The organism is Anaerostipes faecis, assembly GCF_910574135.1.
Taxonomy (GTDB): domain Bacteria; phylum Bacillota; class Clostridia; order Lachnospirales; family Lachnospiraceae; genus Anaerostipes; species Anaerostipes hominis.
On the sequence record NZ_CAJSYK010000028.1, the window covers coordinates 1 to 22,062 of the forward strand.

24 protein-coding genes and 1 pseudogene are annotated in these 22,062 nt (G+C 43.5%); 21 read left to right on the forward strand and 4 right to left on the reverse strand.

Translation table 11 applies throughout. The annotated features are described in order from the left end of the window. Positions 1–246: 246 nt before the first annotated feature. From QGT46_RS14470 to QGT46_RS14480, 3 genes are all read right to left on the reverse strand, one after another. Positions 247–612 (reverse strand): hypothetical protein, encoded by a 366-nt coding sequence (locus tag QGT46_RS14470; RefSeq protein ID WP_024727141.1) that lies wholly within the window; start codon positions 610–612, stop codon positions 247–249. Between the two features lie 138 nt (positions 613–750). Then, complete coding sequence (locus QGT46_RS14475) at positions 751–1,695, reverse strand: L-lactate dehydrogenase (RefSeq protein ID WP_024727142.1); 945 nt, start codon at positions 1,693–1,695, stop codon at positions 751–753. Between the two features lie 87 nt (positions 1,696–1,782). Continuing rightward, positions 1,783–3,123: a butyryl-CoA:acetate CoA-transferase gene (locus tag QGT46_RS14480; protein ID WP_024727143.1), complete on the reverse strand. Its 1,341-nt coding sequence runs from the start codon at positions 3,121–3,123 to the stop codon at positions 1,783–1,785. A 154-nt stretch (positions 3,124–3,277) separates the two neighbouring features. Here QGT46_RS14480 and QGT46_RS14485 point away from each other — a divergent pair, with 154 nt between their 5' ends. From QGT46_RS14485 to QGT46_RS14520, 9 genes are all read left to right on the forward strand, one after another. Next, positions 3,278–4,660: a L,D-transpeptidase family protein gene (locus QGT46_RS14485; protein ID WP_024727144.1), complete on the forward strand. Its 1,383-nt coding sequence runs from the start codon at positions 3,278–3,280 to the stop codon at positions 4,658–4,660. A gap of 104 nt (positions 4,661–4,764) precedes the next feature. After that, on the forward strand, positions 4,765–5,313 hold the full coding sequence (locus tag QGT46_RS14490; protein WP_081723805.1) for a tRNA (mnm(5)s(2)U34)-methyltransferase: 549 nt from the start codon (positions 4,765–4,767) through the stop codon (positions 5,311–5,313). A gap of 164 nt (positions 5,314–5,477) precedes the next feature. Beyond that, the gene (locus QGT46_RS17095) at positions 5,478–5,687 is read left to right on the forward strand and encodes a hypothetical protein (protein ID WP_330625670.1); all 210 of its coding nucleotides are present in this window, start codon (positions 5,478–5,480) and stop codon (positions 5,685–5,687) included. A gap of 122 nt (positions 5,688–5,809) precedes the next feature. Beyond that, on the forward strand, positions 5,810–5,950 hold the full coding sequence (locus QGT46_RS17100) for a hypothetical protein (RefSeq protein WP_270430818.1): 141 nt from the start codon (positions 5,810–5,812) through the stop codon (positions 5,948–5,950). Between the two features lie 220 nt (positions 5,951–6,170). Then, a complete protein-coding gene (locus QGT46_RS14500) occupies positions 6,171–6,428 on the forward strand; it encodes a GGDEF domain-containing protein (protein ID WP_270430823.1) in 258 nt (85 codons plus the stop codon). 15 nt (positions 6,429–6,443) lie between these two features. After that, positions 6,444–6,599, forward strand: coding sequence for a hypothetical protein (locus QGT46_RS14505; protein WP_235824634.1), 156 nt, complete (start codon positions 6,444–6,446; stop codon positions 6,597–6,599). 201 nt (positions 6,600–6,800) lie between these two features. After that, entirely contained in the window at positions 6,801–7,952 is a 1,152-nt protein-coding gene (locus QGT46_RS14510) for a D-alanyl-D-alanine carboxypeptidase family protein (protein ID WP_024727148.1), read from the forward strand. Between the two features lie 109 nt (positions 7,953–8,061). Beyond that, positions 8,062–8,412, forward strand: coding sequence for an arsenate reductase family protein (locus tag QGT46_RS14515; protein WP_024727149.1), 351 nt, complete (start codon positions 8,062–8,064; stop codon positions 8,410–8,412). A 33-nt stretch (positions 8,413–8,445) separates the two neighbouring features. Next, the gene (locus QGT46_RS14520) at positions 8,446–9,825 is read left to right on the forward strand and encodes an aminopeptidase (RefSeq protein ID WP_024727150.1); all 1,380 of its coding nucleotides are present in this window, start codon (positions 8,446–8,448) and stop codon (positions 9,823–9,825) included. Positions 9,826–9,907: 82 nt separating this feature from the next. On the opposite strand, the gene QGT46_RS14525 is transcribed toward QGT46_RS14520, so the two are convergent. Then, the gene (locus tag QGT46_RS14525) at positions 9,908–10,276 is read right to left on the reverse strand and encodes a VOC family protein (RefSeq protein WP_006566643.1); all 369 of its coding nucleotides are present in this window, start codon (positions 10,274–10,276) and stop codon (positions 9,908–9,910) included. 86 nt (positions 10,277–10,362) lie between these two features. Between QGT46_RS14525 and QGT46_RS14530 the strand changes: the two genes are divergently transcribed. From QGT46_RS14530 to QGT46_RS14590, 12 genes and pseudogenes are all read left to right on the forward strand, one after another. Next, positions 10,363–11,940 carry a L,D-transpeptidase gene (locus tag QGT46_RS14530; protein ID WP_270430815.1) on the forward strand — a complete coding sequence of 526 codons (1,578 nt, stop codon included), beginning with the start codon at positions 10,363–10,365 and terminating at the stop codon, positions 11,938–11,940. A gap of 171 nt (positions 11,941–12,111) precedes the next feature. Beyond that, positions 12,112–14,523: a leucine--tRNA ligase gene (leuS, locus tag QGT46_RS14535; protein ID WP_024727152.1), complete on the forward strand. Its 2,412-nt coding sequence runs from the start codon at positions 12,112–12,114 to the stop codon at positions 14,521–14,523. Between the two features lie 82 nt (positions 14,524–14,605). Continuing rightward, the gene (locus QGT46_RS14540; protein ID WP_095142966.1) at positions 14,606–15,376 is read left to right on the forward strand and encodes a Cof-type HAD-IIB family hydrolase; all 771 of its coding nucleotides are present in this window, start codon (positions 14,606–14,608) and stop codon (positions 15,374–15,376) included. Positions 15,377–15,561: 185 nt separating this feature from the next. Then, positions 15,562–15,948: a BlaI/MecI/CopY family transcriptional regulator gene (locus QGT46_RS14545; RefSeq protein WP_024727154.1), complete on the forward strand. Its 387-nt coding sequence runs from the start codon at positions 15,562–15,564 to the stop codon at positions 15,946–15,948. Positions 15,949–16,727: 779 nt separating this feature from the next. Further along, positions 16,728–17,276 carry a DUF3795 domain-containing protein gene (locus QGT46_RS14555; protein ID WP_024727155.1) on the forward strand — a complete coding sequence of 183 codons (549 nt, stop codon included), beginning with the start codon at positions 16,728–16,730 and terminating at the stop codon, positions 17,274–17,276. A gap of 20 nt (positions 17,277–17,296) precedes the next feature. Next, positions 17,297–17,761: a VOC family protein gene (locus QGT46_RS14560; protein WP_024727156.1), complete on the forward strand. Its 465-nt coding sequence runs from the start codon at positions 17,297–17,299 to the stop codon at positions 17,759–17,761. A 97-nt stretch (positions 17,762–17,858) separates the two neighbouring features. After that, the gene (gene vanR-D / locus QGT46_RS14565) at positions 17,859–18,557 is read left to right on the forward strand and encodes a vancomycin resistance response regulator transcription factor VanR-D (protein WP_024727157.1); all 699 of its coding nucleotides are present in this window, start codon (positions 17,859–17,861) and stop codon (positions 18,555–18,557) included. Positions 18,558–18,621: 64 nt separating this feature from the next. Then, positions 18,622–19,686, forward strand: a complete 1,065-nt coding sequence (gene vanS, locus QGT46_RS14570) for a vancomycin resistance histidine kinase VanS (RefSeq protein WP_270430822.1) — start codon at positions 18,622–18,624, stop codon at positions 19,684–19,686. Positions 19,687–19,748: 62 nt separating this feature from the next. Next, the gene (locus QGT46_RS14575; RefSeq protein WP_420360582.1) at positions 19,749–20,786 is read left to right on the forward strand and encodes a D-alanyl-D-alanine carboxypeptidase family protein; all 1,038 of its coding nucleotides are present in this window, start codon (positions 19,749–19,751) and stop codon (positions 20,784–20,786) included. A 36-nt stretch (positions 20,787–20,822) separates the two neighbouring features. Next, positions 20,823–20,954 (forward strand): annotated as a pseudogene (locus tag QGT46_RS14580) (D-lactate dehydrogenase VanH-D); the annotation flags it as partial. 55 nt (positions 20,955–21,009) lie between these two features. After that, a complete protein-coding gene (locus tag QGT46_RS14585; protein WP_024727160.1) occupies positions 21,010–21,252 on the forward strand; it encodes a hypothetical protein in 243 nt (80 codons plus the stop codon). Positions 21,253–21,342: 90 nt separating this feature from the next. Next, the gene (locus tag QGT46_RS14590; protein ID WP_024727161.1) at positions 21,343–21,708 is read left to right on the forward strand and encodes a hypothetical protein; all 366 of its coding nucleotides are present in this window, start codon (positions 21,343–21,345) and stop codon (positions 21,706–21,708) included. Positions 21,709–22,062 lie beyond the last annotated feature (354 nt).

Below are 22,062 nucleotides of genomic sequence, written 5' to 3' on the forward strand. Positions count from 1 at the left end.
TTTGTGCACTGGTTTCTTTTCTCTTGCCATAATAAAAGGCCCTCCTATGATTTTTATTTTATCATAGAAGAACCTTCTAAGTTCTATTTTACAGAAAAAGTTTCACACACTCGCTGAATGATAAGAGCCGTATGAAAGGAGACTTTCACGTACGGTTCCGTGAGAAGTTTGAGGTGAAATTCCTCTTACTTACTCGACTGAGAGGTCGGCTAGTCACTTAATGACTAGCCTCCTACTCGATTGAACTTATAAAAGATTTTGATTTAATATCTCTGCCAAACGGTTTCTGGCTTTGGTCACTGATTTGTCTGAAACTTTTTTTGCAGACAGGCAGTGTTCCAGTTGTTCCATCCGGGAATCTACCCGTGAAAAAGCAGTTTTTCTGCTTTTTGTATACTGTTCAAACGCCTTTTTGATATTTTTAAATTGTTCGCTGGCCAGATCTTTTGAAAGTTCAGCGTTTAAATATTTATCTGTCGTCTCAATCGCTCTCAGGCCCAGCCTGTACTGGCTGTCACTGAGTCCTTCCGGTTTTACGTGTGCTGTACCGCATCCGCTTAAAGTAACTGCAATCGCCAAAGCTACAATACCGGCTAAGAGATATCTTTTCATATGGAACCCTCACTTTTTGTATGAATCTAATAAAAAATCAGTAAATTTTTGTTTGAATCATACAATAGCACAGATCTCATAATGTGTAAATATTTCCACTGTACTTTTTCGTATACAAAAGATACAAAACGGAGCCTGCTATAAATCCAGGGATGAAAGGATCTCTTTTAACTGTCCTGCAGATTTATTCAGCAGATTGGATTCTTTACTGTTTAAATCAATTTCTATGACCTGTTCCGCACCGTTTTTGTTGACAATGGTCGGTACGCTCAGACAAAGGTCAGACAGGCCATATTCTCCGCTAAGCAGGCTGGAGACCGGGAGGATCGAATTTTTATTTCGAATAATGCTCTCTGCAATATGGCTGACTGCGATGGCGACGCCGTAATAGGTAGCACCTTTCTTCTCGATGATCTCATAGGCGCTGTTTCTCACATCGTCAAAAATCCTCTTCATAGATTTCTCGTGGTCAAAATGCCCGCGCATTTCACAAAATTCGTTGATGCCGATCCCTGAGACATTGGTGTCACTCCAGACAGCCAGTTCACTGTCTCCATGCTCCCCGATGATAAATGCCTGAATGCTGCCGCTGTCTACTTCCAAGTGTTCGCTGAGCAGGTATTGGAAACGTGCCGAATCCAAGACGGTTCCGGAGCCAAAGACCCGGTTTTTTGGAAATCCTGAAAGCTTTAAAGTCACATAAGTAAGAATATCAACCGGATTGGCAACAACCAATAAGATCCCCTCGGAGTTTCGTTTGGTGATCTCCGGAATGATAGATTTAAAAATGGATACATTTTTGTGTACCAGGTCGAGACGGGTTTCATCGGGCTTTTGATTTGCACCGGCGGTTATGATGATCAGCCCGCAGTCCGCGACATCATCATAGGTGCCTGCATATATCTTGGATGTATCTACATACGGGCGCCCATGGCTTAAATCCATCGCCTCACCCTTGGCTTTTTCTTCGTTTACATCGATTAAGACCAGTTCGGAAAACAGTCCCTGGTGCATCAGGCTGAATGCGGTGGACGCACCGACAAATCCGCAGCCAATGATGGCCGTTTTTCTATTATTGATCATAAAAAATCCTCCTTTGTATTAAGTAGTTTAACAAAGGAGGATAAAATATTCATCGAATTTTGATAAAGTGAGAAACTGTATCAAAATCTATTTGTTGGATCTTCTCCAAATGTGAGCTTTTTCTGCGTCTTTGATCAGCTGGTCTCTGAAGTCTGGATGAGCGATATTGATCAGGGCTTCCGCGCGCTGCCATGCAGAGAGTCCCTTCATGTTTGCCATTCCGTATTCAGTGACGATGTAGTGGGCATTGGCACGGGTATCTGTTACAATAGACCCGTTATGCAGGGTAGGAAGAATACGGGAATGCATCTGGCCGGCCTTGTCTGTGAAAGTGGAAGAAAGACATACAAAGCTCTTTCCACCGTTTGATAAGTAAGCTCCCATGACGAAGTCCAACTGTCCGCCGGCGCCGCTGATCTGTTTGATTCCTGAAGATTCTGCACTGATCTGTCCGTACAGATCCACATCCACGGCGTTATTGATAGAGATGAAATTGTCAATGGAAGAAACCCTTGCAATGTCATTTGTATAGTTTACAGGAGCACTCATACATTCCGGATTGTTATCTAAGTAGTCATATAATTTTTTGGTTCCTGCTGCAAACGCATAGGTTTGACGGTAGCGGTCGATATTTTTTCTGGCACCGGTGATCTTTCCTGCTTTTGCAATGTCTACGAACGCATCCACATACATTTCAGTGTGAACACCCAGGTCTTTCAGGTCGGATTCCGCGATCATGGAACCTACGGCATTCGGCATTCCGCCGATACCAAGCTGGAGACATGCGCCGTTCGGGATCTGGTCTACAATGAGTTTTGCAACGGCTTTGTCCACATCAGTGGCTGCTCCGCCTCCGCCCAGTTCTGCAATCGCAGGATTTCCGCCTTCGACGATCATATCAACTTTGGAAATATGTACGCCCTCTTCAAATCCGCCTAAGCAGCGAGGCATATTTTCGTTAACCTCCACGATGACACAGTCGGCTTTTTCAAGCATTGCAGCCAGGTGGGATGCGCTTGGCCCGAAGTTGAAGAATCCGTGTTCATCCATCGGGGCAACCTGCATCATCGCAACATCTATGTGATCGATGTAATTGCGGTAGTATCCTGGAAGCTCAGAATAACGGATTGGTGCATAATATGCGAATCCTTCGTTGATCCATTTTCTCTCCAGTCCGCCCATGTGCCAGGAATTCCATGTAAAGTGATCGGCAGGGGAGTCGATCTTTGTAATCTCCAGCGGCCACATGACGATTCCGCCCCGGATATTAATATTTTCCAATTCCGGCATTCTTTTTGCCAAAGCCTTGTCAAGGGCAACCGGTGTGGTGACGCACCAGCCGTACTCCAGCCAATCGCCGGATTTCACAACTTTTACGGCCTCATCGGCTGTTTTAAGTTTCTTTTGGTATTCTTCCTTAAATGACATAAGTAATCCTCCTGTCTTTTATCTGTTAATTTATTAACATACCGTTTCATTGTACCATCCGCATAAAAGAAACACAAGTAAAATAATTTAAATTATGGGTGGCCTTTTTACAAGTTTTGTACTATAATTAGATACTGAGTTTAGGAGGACATTTATGGAACATAAAAAATTTACTTGGAAGCATTACACACTGATCACAGTCGGGATTATTTTTGTGATCTACTGCTGTATCGCAGTGTATTTCAGCAAGAAGTTTACATATGGAACAAAGATCAATGGTGTCGATGTTTCCAACAAGACAGTTGACGAAGTTACAGACATTTTCAAAAAAAAGGCGGACGGCTATTCGCTGACCGTAAAAGAGCGAAAAGGCAGAGAGGAAGTTTTAAAGAGCAGTGTGCTCAAGGTTTCCTTTGACGGTGAAGACCAGATCAGGAAGCTCAAAGACGGACAGAGTTCTTTTCTGTGGATCAAAGGTGTTTTCGGGGGAGAGAAGTACAACGATATCGATATGTTTGCTTATGACAAAGCAGCATTTCAAAAGGCCTTAAAAAACCTTGACTGCTTCAAAAAGAAAAATATCATCAAGATCCGAAATGCCAAACCGGTTTACAAAGACGGAGCTTATCAGATCCAAAAAGAAGAAATCGGTACGGTCTTAAAGAAGGAACAGACGGAAAAACTCATAAAGAGTGCCGTAGAAGGCGGTGTCGCTGTCGTGGATCTGGACAAGGAAGGCGCCTATGATGTCCCGAAGTATACTAGCAAGAGCAAAGAGATCATTTCTCTGAAAGACAGGATGAACGATTCTCTGAAGGGAAGTATTACTTATAAGTTCGGGAAACAGACGGTAGTTCTTGATAAGGATGTATACCACAAGTGGTTTAAGATCAAGAATGACACAGATTTTACTATCGACATGAAGAAGATGGAAAACTGGGTTATGAAGTTTGCATACAAATATAACACGATGGGGACTATGCGCACTGTCAAGACTCACGACGGAAGAACCAAAAAGATTTTCGGAGGTCCTTACGGCTGGAGAATGAGCCGTGAAAAGGAAGAAGCCGCAGTCAAAAAAATGCTGAAAGAGGGCACACAAGAGACAAGAGAGCCATACTGGCGCCAAAAGGCAAAGGTATACGACGGATATCAGGGAGACATCGGCGATACTTATATCGAGGTCGATATGGGACAGCAGGAAGTTTTCTACATTAAAAAGAAAAAGGTTGTCTTTTCTTCATCCGTAGTCACAGGCAAGATGGAAGCGGGAAGAAAAACACCGGAATGTGTGGCATTTGTACTGTACAAACAGCGCAATGCGACATTGAGCGGTCAGGGTTATAACTCACCGGTATCTTACTGGATGCCGTTCAACGGCAACGTGGGACTTCACGATGCAAGCTGGAGGTCTTCTTTCGGAGGAAGTGAGTATATTTCCGGGGGATCACACGGATGTGTCAATATGCCGCCTTATGCAGCTGCAACCCTTTACAATATGATCGATGCCGGAACACCGGTTATCTGCTATTACTAAACTAAACCGAGAGAGCAGGATTTAAATAGTCCGGGCTCTCTCTTTTTGTTATTTCATAGGAAAGGTCTACGACCTTTTTGTCCACGGATCAGGAGGGAATGAAAATGAGGATCAGCATAACACAGTGGGTGCATGGAGAGCTGAGACGCTTTATTAAACAAGGAGACTTATGTATCGATGCAACGGTTGGAAACGGAGGTGACACTGAGTACTTGTGCGGGCTCACAGACAGAGTGATTGGATTTGAAATACAGGAGGAAGCACTGTTCAATGCCAGGAAGCGGCTGAAATTAAAAGGATACCATCCAAAGTTTATTTTGGACAGCCATGAAAATATGGACCGGTATGCAGAAAAAGGTACGGTACAGGCGATTTTGTTTAATCTGGGTTATCTTCCGGGTGGGGATCACAGTATTGCTACAAGGCCGAAAAGTACGATACAGGCTATTAAAGTGGGACTTGAGCTTTTGAAATCGGGAGGAGTTATCAGTGTTTGTATTTATAGTGGAGGAGATACCGGGTTTGCGGAGAAAGAAGAAGTCCTTCAATACTTAAAGCAGCTGGATGACAGGAGATATATTGTTATAAAACAGGACTTTTATAATAAACAGAATCATCCTCCGCTTCCGGTACTTATTTTGAAACTGGATTAGCTTGCTCTTTCCTCCGGCACATTGTAATTTATGAGTGGAAGAAAGCTTAAAACCGGGTTTTAATTTCTGCGGCATTTTAAAGATGGAGGAAGATTTTATGAAAAAAAATTGCGGGAGAGAACGGTGCGTTCCATATAGACGGACAGGCGTTTTATGATGCGATTGTGAGCAGTACAGAAGATTATATCTATATCATCGATATGACAACCGATATGGCTCTGATTTCCGATAATATGCTGCAGGATTTTGAACTGCGGGAAGAATCGTACCCGGGCTTGCTCCGATGGTCCTGTCCTGACACTGAAGCCGCAGGTCCTGCTCAGTTTATACCGCTCCTTGAAAACAGCGGGCTGATTATAGAGGCAGGAAAATGAATATTGGAGCAGGCATTCTCTACATGTAAACGCTGGCTGCTTCATATCCGGATCATGTATTTAATCATTCTTTTATCGGGGCGGTCATAAAGCTATGCCACAGTGTAGGGATTGCTGTATGTGTGGAAGGAGTCGAGCATCCGGAAGAACTGGAAGCAGTGTGTTCCCTGGGTGCAGACAGTATACAGGGATTTTATATTTCAAATCCGATCCCGGCGGATCAGTTTGAGGAGAAATATTGGAAGAAGGGCGGGAGGCAATGAATATGACCTCCCTGATTTATTTTTGTTCCTTCAAACATAAATACGTTCCTTATCTTTTGGCGGGACTTTAGAACTGCGTTTTCCTTGCGCTGAGGTTATTACGATTATTTTATATGCAGCTGTTTCTTCGCAGCTTTCTGCCGCTGTCAGCCGGCAGGAACTGCAGGATGAGAACCGCAGCCTGTCGACGCTTGCAAACTATGACCAGCTCACCGGACTGCTGAGCCGGCATGCTTTCCTAAAAAAGGTGGAAAACTGTCTGGCGGCCTTTGCAGTGCTGGCACTGCGCGATATTGATGATTTTAAGATTGTAAACGACACGTGGGGACATTTCTGCGGAGATAAGATTCTGAGTGAACCAGCAGAACTTATCCGTTCTTTTCTGGGAGGAGACGTGGATGTCTGCCGGTGGGGAGGAGCAGAGTTTATTTTTCTTTTCCGGGACACACCGCTGGAGGATGTGCTCATAAAGCTTTAGGAGCTGTGTGATACGGTGGCCGGACATGTTTTTTGCTGTGATGATAAAAATCTGCATATTACTATGACCTTCGGAGTCAGTCCTTCCGAGGAGATAATTGCCCTGGCCGACAGACAGATGTACAAGGGCAAGACTGCAGGGAAGAATCGCGTCGTCTGCGGGAAACCATGAGACTGTGTTATACCTTATCGTGCGGAGCACGTCCACCCGAAGGGTATAAAATACGGTGTGCCCTGTGGGTATATTTTGTTCTGACGTTTCATATAGTATTAATTGTATGAGTTTTTCTCCATTATCCCAGTCGGCTCTTAACAGGCCTCCTTCCGATAACGGAGAGAAATATCTTAGCTGGCTTGAAGGAGAGTAAATGGAATGAAGAAGATTTTCTGTGTAATATGGTCTCTGTTTTTGTGTCTGCAGCTCGGATTTCACACGGTCCGGGCGGATGATACGTTAAAGCTCTATGCAAAATCTGCAATTTTGATGGATGCGGGCAGCGGACGAGTCTTATTTGATAAATCCGGAAAAGCCAGAATGCCGAATGCCAGCACTACAAAGATTTTAACATGCCTGTATATTATTAAACATTGCAATCTGGAAGAGGAAGCGACAGTTTCTAAAAATGCCGCTGCCCAGCCACAGGTCCATCTGGGGGCAAGGGCCGGGGAAAAATACAAAGTTAAGGACCTCCTTTACGGACTGATGCTTGAGTCTTACAATGACTGTGCGGTGATCCTGGCGGAGCACGCGGCGGGATCAACTGAAAACTTTGCAAAAAAGCTCAATGCAGAGGCCAGATCCTATGGGGCAAAGTCGACACACTTTGTCACGCCCAACGGATTGGACCGCACCGACAAAAACGGGATTCATTCCACTACGGCATATGATCTTGCACTGATCATGAAACAGTGCATCAAAAATAAAGAATTTTTGGAGATCACCAGAGCCAGGAGCCATTCTTTTCATGACGCATCCGGGCAGCGTTCTTTTAATTGCAATAACCACAACGCCCTGCTGTCCATGATGGACGGTGCGGTTTCCGGAAAGACCGGATTTACTTCTAAAGCCGGGTACTGCTACGTGGGAGCCGTGAAGAAAAATGGCATGACCATGATCGCGGTCGTGCTGGCCTGCGGATGGCCTCCCCATAAAACTTACAAATGGTCGGATGTCAGAACTTTGATAGACTACGGTGCCAAAAATTATTCCTATCACAAGATTATTCCGGACTACAGCAAATTAACGGACTTGTATGTAAATGGAGGGATGGAGCACAAAGTCTCCATAGGGGCCAAAGGCGGAGGTATGACGCTTCTGCTGAAAAAAGGGGAAAAGGTCGATATCAAATGCCAGATCCCGAAGAGTTTAGATGCACCTGTAAAGAAGAAAGAACAGGTGGGGAAGATCGAATATGTGCTGAACGGCAAGGTGATCCGGGAGGAAAAAGTCTTTACGAAAAATTCTATCGACAAAAAGGATTACTGGTGGTATCTCGGAAAAACACTGGATGAGTTCTGCCTGTAAAAAATATTAGAGGAAAAGGTTGTTGAGATTCTGGATCAACTGCCTTTTTTTCTAAACTGAAATATGATAAGATAACCGGAGAATAAACCAAGGAAAGGAGAACAAGACAATGTTATTTATAGAATATCCGAAATGTACAACCTGTAAAAGAGCGAAAAAATGGCTGGACGAGCATCAGATTTCCTATGAAGACCGCCATATAGTGGAAAACAATCCAAAAGCAGAGGAATTAAAAGAATGGATTGCAGTGAGCGGACTTCCGGTCAAGCGTTTTTTTAATACAAGCGGGATGAAATACAGGGATCTGGGACTGAAAGACCGACTCCCGGAAATGAGCGAGGAGGAACAGATCGATCTTCTGGCGACAGACGGCATGCTGGTAAAACGTCCTTTAGTCATAGGGGATGACTTTGTCTTGATTGGATTTAAAGAGGAACAATGGGGCAATACTATCAAATAAAAAGTATTTTTGCAGACAGAAAGGATATTGCGAATGGAACGAAAGAATACATGGCTTTCTTATACAGAAGAAGAGATAGAAAAACTGGAATCTCTGGCGTCTGATTATAAAGAGTACCTCACCGGCGGAAAAACAGAGAGGGAATGTGTGAAAGAATCAGTAAAACTGGCCCAGAGAGCAGGATATCAGGATTTAGAGCATTTTATAGCAGAGGAAAAGAAGCTGAACCCGGGTGATAAAGTTTACCGCACGTGGATGGACAAAACCATTGTCCTATTCCAGATCGGGGAAAAGCCGATGGAAGACGGGTTGAACATTTTGGGGGCGCACATCGATTCCCCAAGGATGGATTTAAAACAAAATCCACTGTATGAGGACACAGAAATGGTGCTTCTGGACACCCATTACTACGGCGGTGTGAAGAAATATCAGTGGGTGACGCTGCCTTTGGCTCTCCACGGAGTTGTCATTAAAAAGGACGGAACTACAATTGAGATCAGCATTGGTGAGAAAGAAACCGATCCTGTGGTAGGGGTGACCGATCTTTTGATCCATCTGTCCGCACAGCAGCTGGAAAAGAAGGCTAAGGTCGTGATCGAAGGTGAAGATCTGAATGTACTGATCGGAAGCCGCCCGGCCAAAGGTGAAGAGAAGGATGCCGTAAAAAGAGAAATGCTTGGCATATTGAAAGAGGAATACGGGATTGAGGAAGAAGATTTCCTGTCTGCTGAGATCGAGGTTGTCCCGGCAGGGCCCGCCAGAGATTTCGGATTAGACCGCAGCATGATCATGTCTTACGGGCAGGATGACAGGGTTTGTGCCTACACATCCCTTGTGGCTATGCTGAATGTGGAGGATGCTCAGAGGACTACCTGCTGTATCCTCGTGGACAAAGAAGAAATCGGAAGCGTGGGCGCTACCGGCATGCATTCCAGATTTTTTGAAAATACACTGGCCGAGATCATGGCCCTGACAGGAGAATACAGTGAGTTAAAACTCCGCAGAATCCTTCAGAATTCTCATATGCTGTCTTCTGATGTGAGTGCGGCTTTTGATCCGAATTATCCTCAGGTCATGGAAAAGAAGAATGCGGCTTACTTCGGAAAGGGACTGGTCTTGAATAAATACACCGGCTCCAGGGGGAAATCCGGTTCCAACGACGCCAACCCTGAATTCGTTGCGAAACTCCGAAGAATGTTTGATGATAATCAGGTAGCATTCCAGACTGCAGAACTCGGAAAAGTGGATGAAGGAGGCGGGGGAACCATCGCTTATATTCCGGCTTCCTATGCTATGGACGTCATCGACTGCGGTGTTGCAGTGCTGAATATGCACGCTCCATGGGAGATCACAAGCAAATCCGATCTCTACGAAGTGGAAAAGGGATACGAAGTATTCCTGCGAAACTGCTGAACATCATGTAGATAAAAAGAGAATCCTGACAGTTTCCTTATCACTGTCAGGATTCTCTTTTATTTTAGATTCTGAAAATAAATTACTTTTTGCTCGGTATGATCTCGATCCAGTAGCCGTCGGGATCACTGATGAAGTAAATACCCATATCCGGATTTTCATAACAGATACAGCCCATCTCCTCATGACGCTTGTGAAGGGCTTCCATATCGTCGGTCTCCAGAGCCAGGTGATACTCGAGTTCTCCCAGATTATATGGTTCCGTGCGGTCCTTTAACCATGTGAGCTCCAGAGAGAAGCCTGTAGTCTGGTCTCCCAGAAATACGAGCTTAAAACTCCCGTCGGATGCGTTTTTTTCACGGACAGGCTCAAGATCCAATGCTTTTTTATAGAAGTCAAGGCTTTTGTCCAAGTCCAGAACGTTGAAGTTAAAGTGATTAAATGCAATCATAATGTCCTCCTTGATATTTTACGATTTTCTTAAATTTATAATAACATACTTTTTGCTATTTACAAGTGTAAAAGAGAGTGGATATAATGGTAGAGTATTTAGGAAAGACGAAAGGGGAAGTTATGAAGCAGCAAATCAGCAAGTTAAAGAAGTTGACAGCAGTCCTTCTGATGTTGTCTTTGCTTATCGGGACAGGAATCGGTCCGGCTAAGGCAAAGACCGTCAGCGCGGCACAGACAAAATACTGGATTAAGGTTAATAAGCAGGCAAATGTAGCCACTGTATATAAGCTTACCAAAGGAAAGTATAAACCGATCAAGGCGTTTTTAGTGTCCTGTGGGGGCTCCAATACACCGTCCGGAACCTTTTATACTCCGGCGAAATATCGCTGGCAGACATTGATGGGACCGAGCTATGGACAGTATTGTACAAGGATTCATGGAGGGATTTTATTCCACTCTGTGTGGTATTACAGCCACAGCAAGGCCAGCCAGTCCACCGTTCAGTTCAATAAGCTTGGAAAGACCGCATCACACGGATGCGTGCGTTTAAGTGTTGCTGACGCAAAGTGGATCTATGATAACTGTAAACTGGGAACAAAGGTTACCATATACAGCAGCAAGAATCCGGGACCGTTAGGAAAACCAAAGCCCATCAAGGTGTCCACTTCCAGAAGTATGTACTGGGACCCGACCGATCCGGATAAGAACAATCCGTACCGCAAGGTAAAACCGACCATCAAGATTTCTTCCAAGAAGAAAAAAACAGTGGAGTACGGCAAATCTTACAGCGTGAAGTCTCATGTAACGGCGAAAGACAATGTGACAAAGAAAAGCCTTACAAAGAAAGTGAAGTATTCAGTCACCAAGTATAATGCAGAGAAGAAAAAGTATTATAAAGCGAAATTCAGCACAAAATCTTTAGGTACATACAAGATTAAGTATTCTGTAAAATCTGCCCTTGGAAAGAGCGCAAGCAAGACGATCAAGGTAGAAGTTGTGGATACTCTTGCACCGGTAATTTCCAACGCGGCAAATAAAACAGTTACGATTAATACGAAGAATGCTGTGTTTAAGACAACGGCCAAGATGAGAAGCGGCAAGAGCAGAACTTCTGCCATGACAGTCTCCATCACAAAACCGGGAGAGAAGAAGGCCACGTCCATGTCTTACTCTAAGGCCAAATCTTACGTGTTTAACAAGGCCGGAACTTACACTGTGAAGTATACGGTGAAGAACAGCAATAAGCCTTACAGAGCGGCATCCAAGACAGTAAAAGTTACAGTCAAAGGTTATAAGAATGCTGAGATAAAAGCAAATCCGACGGCATTTACAATGACAGTGACCGATCCAAATGCGGTAGATCAGGCAAAGAAAGAATTAGAGGCACAGATTATAAAGGCCATCAGCATTACAGACAATGGTACTAAGGTGATACCGTCTGATAAAAATCTGAAGTTTGAATATATTGGGCAAAACGATGATACAGCCTATACAGACTTCTCAAAAGACGGAAACTGCAGAGTGAAAGTTACTTATACTGGTACAAAAAATAAGAAGCCGGTATCTGTTATCGTGAATATTTCTGTAAAAACCGAAATTCCGTTAGACGGTAAAAATACCAAAGCTATACCTGCCTCTGAGACGACAACAGCAGTAGAATAAACTAAATAGCTTTTAACTATGAAAGGTGTCCGGCTTTGCCGGATGCCTTTTGCATATAGAAATATTGACATCAAACGGGTATATGATAAAATAAATAAGTTAATAAGTATATATTACTTTATTTTATATATTGTATTTAGACAAGAGATACAGTTTAGGAGGATGAAAATTATGGCAGTACCTTATAATCATAAGGCAATCGAACAGAAGTGGAGGAAACACTGGGAGGAACAGCCGGTCAACGAAAATGACGGCAAAAAGCCGAAATACTATTGTCTGGACATGTTCCCGTATCCGTCAGGAAGCGGACTTCATGTGGGACACTGGAGAGGCTATGTGATCAGCGATGTGTGGAGCCGTTACAAAATGCTCAATGGATACTATGTGATCCACCCTATGGGATGGGATGCCTTTGGACTGCCGGCGGAAAACTACGCGATCAAGATGGGCGTGCATCCGAAAGAATCCACAGCAAAGAATATAGAGAATATCAAACGCCAGATCGGCGAGATCGCGGCCATCTATGACTGGGATATGGAAGTCAACACCACAGACCCTGAGTTCTACAAATGGACCCAGTGGATTTTTGTTCAAATGTTTAAAAAGGGACTGGCCTATGAAAAACAGATGCCGATCAACTGGTGCCCTTCCTGTAAGACAGGGCTTGCAAATGAAGAAGTTGTAAACGGCAAATGTGAGCGCTGCGGTGCAGATGTGACGAAGAAAAATCTGAGACAATGGATGTTAAAGATCACAGAATATGCAGACCGCCTCCTGGGTGACTTGGATAAGCTGAATTGGCCGGAAAAAGTCAAGAAAATGCAGGCAGAGTGGATCGGAAAGAGCCACGGCGCCGAGGTTGACTTTAAAATAGAAGACAGCGATGAGGCGATCACTGTCTATACGACAAGGCCGGATACACTTCACGGAGCAACCTTCATGGTATTGGCGCCGGAACACAAGCTGGCAGCGGAACTTGCCACTGATGAGACCAGAGAAGCAGTGGAGGAGTATATCTACCAGGCATCTTTGAAATCTTCCGTAGACCGCCTGCAGGATAAAGAAAAGACCGGTGTGTTTACCGGAAGCTATGCAGTCAACCCGATCAATGGTAAAAAGGTTCCAATCTGGCTGTCTGACTATGTCCTCGCAGACTATGGAACAGGTGCTATCATGTGTGTTCCTGCCCATGATGACCGTGACTTTGAATTTGCCACGAAATTTAATATTCCGATCGTACAGGTCATTGCTAAAGATGGAAAAGAAATCGAAAATATGACAGAGGCATACACAGAGGCAGCCGGAACAATGATCAATTCCGGTGACTGGAACGGTATGGAATCTTCTGTATTAAAAGAGGAAGCCCCGGCCATCATTGAGAAGATGGGAGTGGGCAAAAAGACTACCAACTATAAGCTCAGAGACTGGGTATTCAGCCGCCAGCGCTACTGGGGAGAACCGATTCCGATCGTTCACTGTCCGGACTGCGGTGCCGTGCCGGTGCCGGAAGAAGAACTTCCGCTGACACTTCCGGAAGTTGAAAAATACGAGCCTACGGGAACAGGAGAATCTCCGCTTGCAGACATTGATGAATGGGTCAACACAACCTGTCCTGTCTGTGGAAAACCGGCTAAGAGAGAGACGAATACTATGCCGCAGTGGGCGGGATCATCCTGGTATTTTCTGCGATATATCGACAGCAAGAACAGTAAAGAACTGGTTTCCAAAGAAAAAGCGGACAAATACCTGCCGGTTGATATGTATATCGGCGGTGTAGAGCATGCCGTGCTCCATCTGTTGTATTCCAGATTCTACACGAAGTTCTTGTATGACATCGGTGCAGTGGACTTTGATGAACCGTTCCACAAGCTGTTCAACCAGGGTATGATAACAGGTAAAAACGGAATTAAGATGAGCAAGTCCAAGGGAAATGTAGTCTCACCGGATGATCTGGTAAGAGATTACGGATGTGATTCCCTCAGAATGTATGAACTGTTCGTGGGACCGCCTGAACTGGATGCGGAGTGGGATGAGAGAGGAATCGACGGTGTGCGCCGTTTCTTAAGCCGTTTCTATAACGTGGTTCTGGACCAGAAGGACAAGAATGTTAAAGAGACAAAGGATCTGCTCAAGGTACGCAATCGTCTTGTATATGATGTGACAAGCAGGCTTGAGAAATTCAGCCTGAATACAGTGGTCAGCGGATTCATGGAGTATAATAATAAACTCAATGATCTGGCGAAAAAGGGCGGAGTGGACAAAAAGACTCTGGAAACTTTCATTGTGCTGCTGGCACCTTTCGCGCCTCATATTTCTGAGGAACTCTGGAGTGAGCTGGGACATGAGGACAGTGTATTTTCACAGAAATGGCCGGCCTATGATGAAGCGTATTTAAAAGACGATGAGGTTGAGATTGCAGTGCAGATTAACGGAAAAGCGAGAACAACTATTACCATCGGAGCAGATGATGCAAAAGATGCGGTCATTGCAAAGGCAAAAGAAGCATTGGGTGACAAGCTGAACGGAACCGTTGTAAAAGAGATTTATGTTCCGGGAAGAATTGTAAATATTGTGCAGAAATAAAAAAGTAAATCCAGAAAAATGGCGCAAGTGGAGACATTGCTTGCGCCATTTTTGAATTTGATGATAAAAGGAGAATCAGAAAATGATAAAAGCAGTTTTTTTTGATCTTGATGGCACATTGATTTCTAATACAACTGGTGGAATTCCGAAAAGCGCCAGAAAATCCATAGACTGCCTGAGAATGAACGGAGTTCGTGTATTTACGGCGACCGGCAGACACATGTCGGAGATCAAAGATCTGCCAGCCTTTGACATACAGTTTGACGGCTTCATTACACTGAACGGGCAGCTCTGCCTGGACAGCAGGAAAGAACTGCTTTACGGTGAGCCAATCAGTGAGAGGAATGTCGAGCAGATGCTTACTATGTTTGAGGCGCGGAAGGTGCCGCTTATGCTGGTTGAAAAAGACAGAATGTATATCAATTATATCGATGAGATGGTGGAAAAAGCACAAGCAGCGATTAATACAGCAGTTCCCGATATCGGCACTTATTCCGGAGAACCGATCTATCAATTTATTTTGTATTCGGAGGAAAAAACGGCAGAGAAAATCGTTGCGGGACTTGAGGACTGCAAGATGACCAGATGGAATCCATATGGGGTCGATATCATTTCAAAAAGCGGGGGGAAAGTGGCCGGAATCAAGCGGATCATACAGGCTTGCGGGATTCGACGTAATGAAGTCATGGCATTTGGAGATGGTGAAAATGATATGGACATGCTCCGCTATGCAGGAATCGGGGTCGCGATGGGAAATGCTGAGGAAGATGTCAAAGTGTGTGCGGATTATATAACAGATGATGTGGATGAAGACGGAATTGAAAAGGCATTCAAATATTTTAAGATGGTTTAATTTATTCCTCACCATTTGAATAGAATCGTTATTTTGAGAGTAAAATCAAAAGGGAATATTAGTATAATTTATTTTTATATGTTATATATTTAAAAATTTTTCAGGAACAGAATTAAGGGCTTGAAAAAAAATAGAAATTATAGTAGAATCTATTTATAACAATAAACAGAAAAGGAAAGATAGCATTGGAAAATAAAGATATACTATATGGTGTAGAAACTATTATTATGAAATCCATTTGGAAATTAGAAAAAACAGAGAAAGCTATAACTGTTTATGATATAATTCAAAGTTTAAAGGAAGATTATGAAAAAGAATACAGTCGAGCCACGGTCAGAACCTATCTAACAAAACTCGAAAAAAAAGGTTTTATACACATGGAATGGAAAGGGCGTTATAGTTATGTAATTTCTCTCATAGAAGAAAAAGCATATCAGAAGAAACAGTTAGAAAATATAAAAGAATTTTGGTTCGATGATTCTTTATCAGATATGGTATGTGCCTTTACAGAAACGATTTCACAAGGGCAAGTTGAGGAACTGAAAGATTTGATAAACAAATTAAGTGACTGAAAGGGGTTATTTGTTTATGGAAAGGAATAAAATAAAAGTATTTAATGCTGACAACCAGCTAAGTGCCATGGTATAAAAATAAAGTCATCGTTGCTAAAATTATTTTAATATTTTTTCTGCTTGGCATTATTATTCCGTTCATTGAGATGGTGATCGACATCCTGTAATGATTTGTTGAGATTAAAAGACGACAAAAGGGTGTTTCGCTGTCTGTGGGGAATACAAAATGATCTCCTCCTGTTATAATGAGCATAAAAAGGAGGGGATGATCTTGGATCAGAAGAAAATCGGAGTGTTTATTGCTCTGCTTCGTAAGGAACGGGGAATTACCCAGGCAGAACCTGGTGAAAAAATCGGGGTGACGAATAAAACAGTTTCACGGTAGGAAAATGGAGTTTCCCAAATAAAAGAATATTGCTACTAAGCTAAGAGATACTGCGTAAATGTTCAGTATCTCTTTTTCATTGCCATGAAACAGTATAATATTTCATTTCTGCTTGATTACCTTAAAACTTATTAGATTATGGTTTGTCAAGGGCTTGTTGCGTAAGCAATGCTTTAGCATCCTTTATAAATCATAGTCTGATAAGTAATTTATCAAAAGCAGAAAAGAAATGACTATATTGAAGTATCATGATATAATAACCCCATCAATGCCCATTTGTGGAATTACAAAAAATGCGCTGTCAATGAATTTTCTTGTAGGTGTTGGAAGATGATTTTAATGTGAGAAAATCTTACGAAAAGAACGGCTGGGGACAGGATGTTTAGGAGGTATCATGAAAGGATTTAATCGACAAAATCAATTATTCGCTCTCTGTGGTTTGAACTGTGGGCTTTGCCCTATGTTTTTGAGTAAACACTGCCCTGGCTGCGGGGGCGGCGAGGGAAATCAGTCTTGTAAAATTGCAAGATGTAGCATGGAACATGGAGGCATTGAATACTGCTTTCAGTGCGGTGAATACCCTTGTCCGAAATATGATCATATCGAAGACTATGATGTTTTCATCACAGGAAGGAATCAAAAGCGCGATATGAAAAAGGCACAGCAGATTGGAGTGGAAGCCTACAACGCAGAGCAGGCAGAAAAGGCATGCATTCTGGACATCCTCCTCGCCCACTATAATGACGGGAGGAAAAAGACGCTGTTCTGTGTGGCAGTCAACCTGTTGGAACTGCAGGAACTGCAGGAGGTACTCCGGCAAATTGAAAACAGATCCGATTTGGAAACGCTGACGCTCAAAGAAAAAAGCGCTCTTGCCGCAGGATTGCTGAAGGCTGTGGCAGCAAAGAATGATATTGACCTGAAGTTGCGCAAGAAAAAGTGACGATGAAAAGGAGAATTTAAATGAAGTATGTATGTGTGGTTATATCAGTAGCTGACATCAAGACCGCAAGGAAGTTCTATGAAGACCTATTCGGATTAGAAGTGTATCAGGATTATGGAAGGAACATCGCGTTTACCTGTGGGCTGGCGTTACAGCAGGATTTTGACTGGCTGGTAAGTATACCAAAAGAAAAGGTACTGAAAAAATCCAATAATGCGGAAGTCGTCTTTGAGGAGCAGGATTTCGATGGTTTCCTGAATAAGCTGAAGGAGTACCCGGAGATCGAATATCTGGGAGAAGTCGCCCTGCATAGCTGGGGGCAGCGTGTAATCCGCTTCTACGACTTGGATGGGCATCTTATAGAGGTTGGCGAGGATATGAAAATGGTGATTAGGCGTTTTCTCGCTTCTGGTATGACTATGGAAGAAATATCTGTGAAGATGGATACTTCTATTGGGGATTTAACAAAACTTCTGAATCGTTAGTACACAGTGGACAAATCAGCAAATTCCTATTCTGACAATCAAAACGCAAACACCGTCTGTAGGATAGTTGAGTTGGCCCAACAGTGAGGAGCAATATATGAATGAAAAAGTCTTAGTGGTTGATGATGAAAAAGAGCTGGCCGACTTAGTTGAAGTATATCTGAAAAATGATGGATATTCCGTTTATAAATTCTATAATGGCAAGGATGCATTAAAGTGCATTGAATCCGTAGAATTGGATTTAGCCATACTGGATATCATGCTTCCGGATGTTGACGGCTTTCAGATCTGCCAGAAAATCCGGGAGAAGTCCTACTTCCCTGTTATCATGCTGACAGCGAAAGTCGAGGACGGGGATAAAATCATGGGGCTGTCCGTTGCGGATGATTATATTACGAAGCCATTTAACCCGCTGGAAGTGGTTGCGAGAGTAAAGGCGCAGTTAAGGCAGTACATGCGGTACAAGCAGCCCCGCATAAAGCAGGAGGCTGAACGCACAGAATACGATATCAGAGGGATGACAATCAGCAAGAGCAGCCATAAATGTATCCTGTTTGGAAAGGAGATCCAGCTGACGCCAACGGAGTTTTCCATCCTTTGGTATCTGTGCGAGCGTCAGGGGATGGTTGTTTCTACGGAGGAATTATTTGAGGCAGTATGGGGAGAACGGTATTTTGACAGCAATAATACCGTGATGGCGCATATCGGGCGCCTCAGAGAGAAAATGAAGGAGCCGTCAAGAAATCCGAAATTTATAAAAACCGTGTGGGGAGTGGGATATACCATTGAAAAATAACATCAGTCATGAAGATGACTATTTGCTTTTTAAAAACAGATTGTTTGTTAAAATACTGCTGATCATGGCATGCTCCATTCTGATTATAGCGGTTATTTACCTGTTCGTCTTAAAAGATAATTTTGCAAATGTGGTGGTAGCCATATTAGAGTGTTTTGTTTATCATGACCGGAATGAGGCGGTGGCTGTTTACCTGAGAACTTTCAAGGCGTATGAGATATGGCTTTTCCTGATTGCCGTCATGGGCGTGTTCTTTATCATTTTCCGCCACTATCTGGACAGCATTTCAAAGTATTTTAAGGAGATCAACCGGGGGATTGATACCCTGGTGCATGAAGATACCAATGATATTGCCTTGCCTCCGGAACTGGCTTCGACCGAAAGGAAAATCAATTCCATACGGCATACCCTGACGAAACGGAAAACGGATGTCGAGCTTGCAGAGCAACGGAAAAACGACCTTGTCATGTACCTGGCCCATGATTTGAAGACCCCGCTTGCATCGGTCATAGGGTATTTGAACCTGTTAAGGGATGAGAAGCAGATCTCCGAGGAACTCAGGGAAAAATATCTTTCCATATCACTGGATAAGGCGGAGCGTTTGGAAGAGCTGATCAATGAGTTTTTTGAAATTACCCGTTTTAATCTTTCAAACATTACGCTTGTATACAGCAAAATCAATCTGACGATGATGCTGGAACAGCTGGGGCATGAGTTTAAGCCGATGCTGGCCGGGAAAAATCTGAGATGTGAATTTGATGTTCAGCCGGACATGATGTTGTCCTGCGATGCCAACAAGCTGCAGCGGGTGTTCGATAATGTGATGAGAAATGCCGTCAACTACTGTTATGAGTATACCACCATTCAGGTGAAGGCCAGGAAGACAGAAAACCATGTGCTGATCAAAATCATGAACGAGGGGGATACGATTCCTGGAGAGAGATTAGAAAGGATCTTTGAGCAGTTTTACCGCCTGGATGTGTCACGGAGCTCAAGCACCGGCGGAGCCGGTCTGGGGCTTGCGATTGCAAGGGAGATTGTGGAACTGCACCATGGGCAGATCACTGCCCACAGTGAAAACGGCACCACCTGTTTTGAGGTTACATTGCCGCTCGTAGAAAAATCGTAAGAAATTCCAGGATAAACCGTGTGTTATCCATAAAAGAATACGAAAACATAAATCGTTCCATTCTGGTATGCTTTTATACTAGGGGGAGCGATTTTTTTTGCTTTCAGAAAGGAGCTAGGAGAAACGTGAAACGTCAAAACAACAGAAGAAATTACGATGGAAGGAACCGCAGAGAAGCGAAAAGAAGAAAATTGCTTTTTTACAGGGCTGCGTGTGCCATGCTCTGTTTACTCATAGCCTCTGTAATCTTTGGGGTCGCACATTTCCTTAAGGATGGTAAAGAGCCTGCCGTATCAGATCAGGCTGGCACGATTTCCGCAGACATCACAGCAGCAAACGCCATTTTGGTGAATAAAGACACCAATACGGTATTGTATCAGAAAAACGGCACGGATAAGATTGCGCCGGCCAGTACAGCCAAAATGATTACGGCGTTGACCGTGCTTGACCATTGTTCCCCGGAGGATGAAATGAGGGTAGGTGCGGAGATTGAAATGATCCATAATGATTCGTCAACCGCATGGCTTATGCAGGGCGATACATTGACTGTCAGGCAGCTACTGATTGCCCTTATGCTTCCGTCCGGCAATGATGCAGCCTATACCCTTGCAGTCAATACCGGAAAGGCCATTGCAGATGATAACAGCCTGACTAATCAGCAGGCCATTAAAATATTCATGGATAAGGTGAATGAGAAGGCCAGGGAGATTGGCGCCACAGACTCAAATTTTGTGGTCCCGGATGGGTATGACGCCGAGGGACAGTATACCACAGCCTATGACCTTGCCATTATTGCAAAGGCATGTTTGGAGAATTCCATTATTTCAGAAATTGTGGCAAGCAAAACATCAAATGAAAAATGGCCGAACGGAAGAGAGGTGACTTATAAAAATTCCAATAAGCTTCTTGATCCGAATAGTCCATATTACCATCCGGAGGTTATCGGCCTGAAAACCGGAACCAGCAGCCTTGGCGGCGCCTGTGTCGTTTCTGCCGCAGTGATTGACGGAGAAACCTATATCTGCGTAGTCATGGGCTCTACGAAGAAAAGCAGATTTCAGGACAGCGTTGATATTTTGGATAAAATCAAAGCCCAGTGAGATTTTAAGGAGGAAACGAATGAAGAAAAAACACATATTACGGTTTTTGGATGTGAGCCGGACGAAGCAGAGATATTCCGTAAACTTTCATCTGAGTATGGCATTACAGTTTCGCTCATAGAAGATGTCGTATCAGAGCACAACGCAAAATTAGCTGACGGATGCCGCCTTTTCCACGGGAAAGCTTGAAAGGGAGAAAGCGGGGCTGAAGGAAGAGCTGAACGTGATAGCGGGGATGATACAGCAGTGCATTGACGAGAACGCCCGCATTGCCCTCGACCAAAGCGAATACCAGAAAAGGTATGATGGCCTGTCGGAGCGTTTCGACAGGGTGAAGGGGCAGATGGATGCCGTCACGCTTGCCATTACTGAGAAACTGGCAAGGCGTGAAAAAATAGAGATGTTCCTCACAGAACTGGAACAGCAGGACGGGACGGTTACGGAATTCAGAGAACGGCTCTGGTAAAGTTTGGTGGATTATGTGACAGTCTTCAGCAAGGAAGATATCCGTTTTACTTTTAAGAATGGGATGGAGATAAAGGTATAGGTAGAAACCTTGGGTGTTGGATACGAACAGGCAATAATGGGTGTTGAAGAAAGGATTTGTTTTATGGAAAATAGGATAGAATTTAATGCGGCAAAATACCCTAAAGTGATGTCATTAGTTATAGGGAAATCAATAAATGCGGATAAAGTTGATACAGATATGAATAGCATGGAACCAGAGTTGGCCATATACCTTCCAAGAGGAGTATATCTAATTTATCTTCAAGACATGGTCAACAAGCGAAAACATACGGAAATTGAGTTGTTCAAAAAATATGCCTATGGTGTTGTTTTAGAAGATAAGGATTACTCTGCATTGCTCCATTTGGACTATGCATCAATGAGGATGAAAATTGAAAGAAGATATTTAGCATAATAGAAGATGCGGAATAATCTATAAAGGTTGAAGCATGGGTAGGCATTAGAAAGTTCTATCGTTTTATATCCGGCAAGAGGATGCCCATATGGAACTGCCACATTCAAATAGTGATATCCCAGAGGATAAAAGTTACATTTCGACAGCCAGGATCTTGAACTGCACGTTCCTACAAAAAAATCAAAATCCTTCCCTAAGTGTTCAAGTGTTGAAAGTATATTTCTGTGGTCATCTTCAAATGTAACAATGTTTAACTGATATTCTAAATGCTTCTCGCTGATCGATTTCCAAAGGTTGAAAAAAGTACGGCATGGATTAAGCAAAGACGTTCCTACAAATTGATTTTTATAGCGC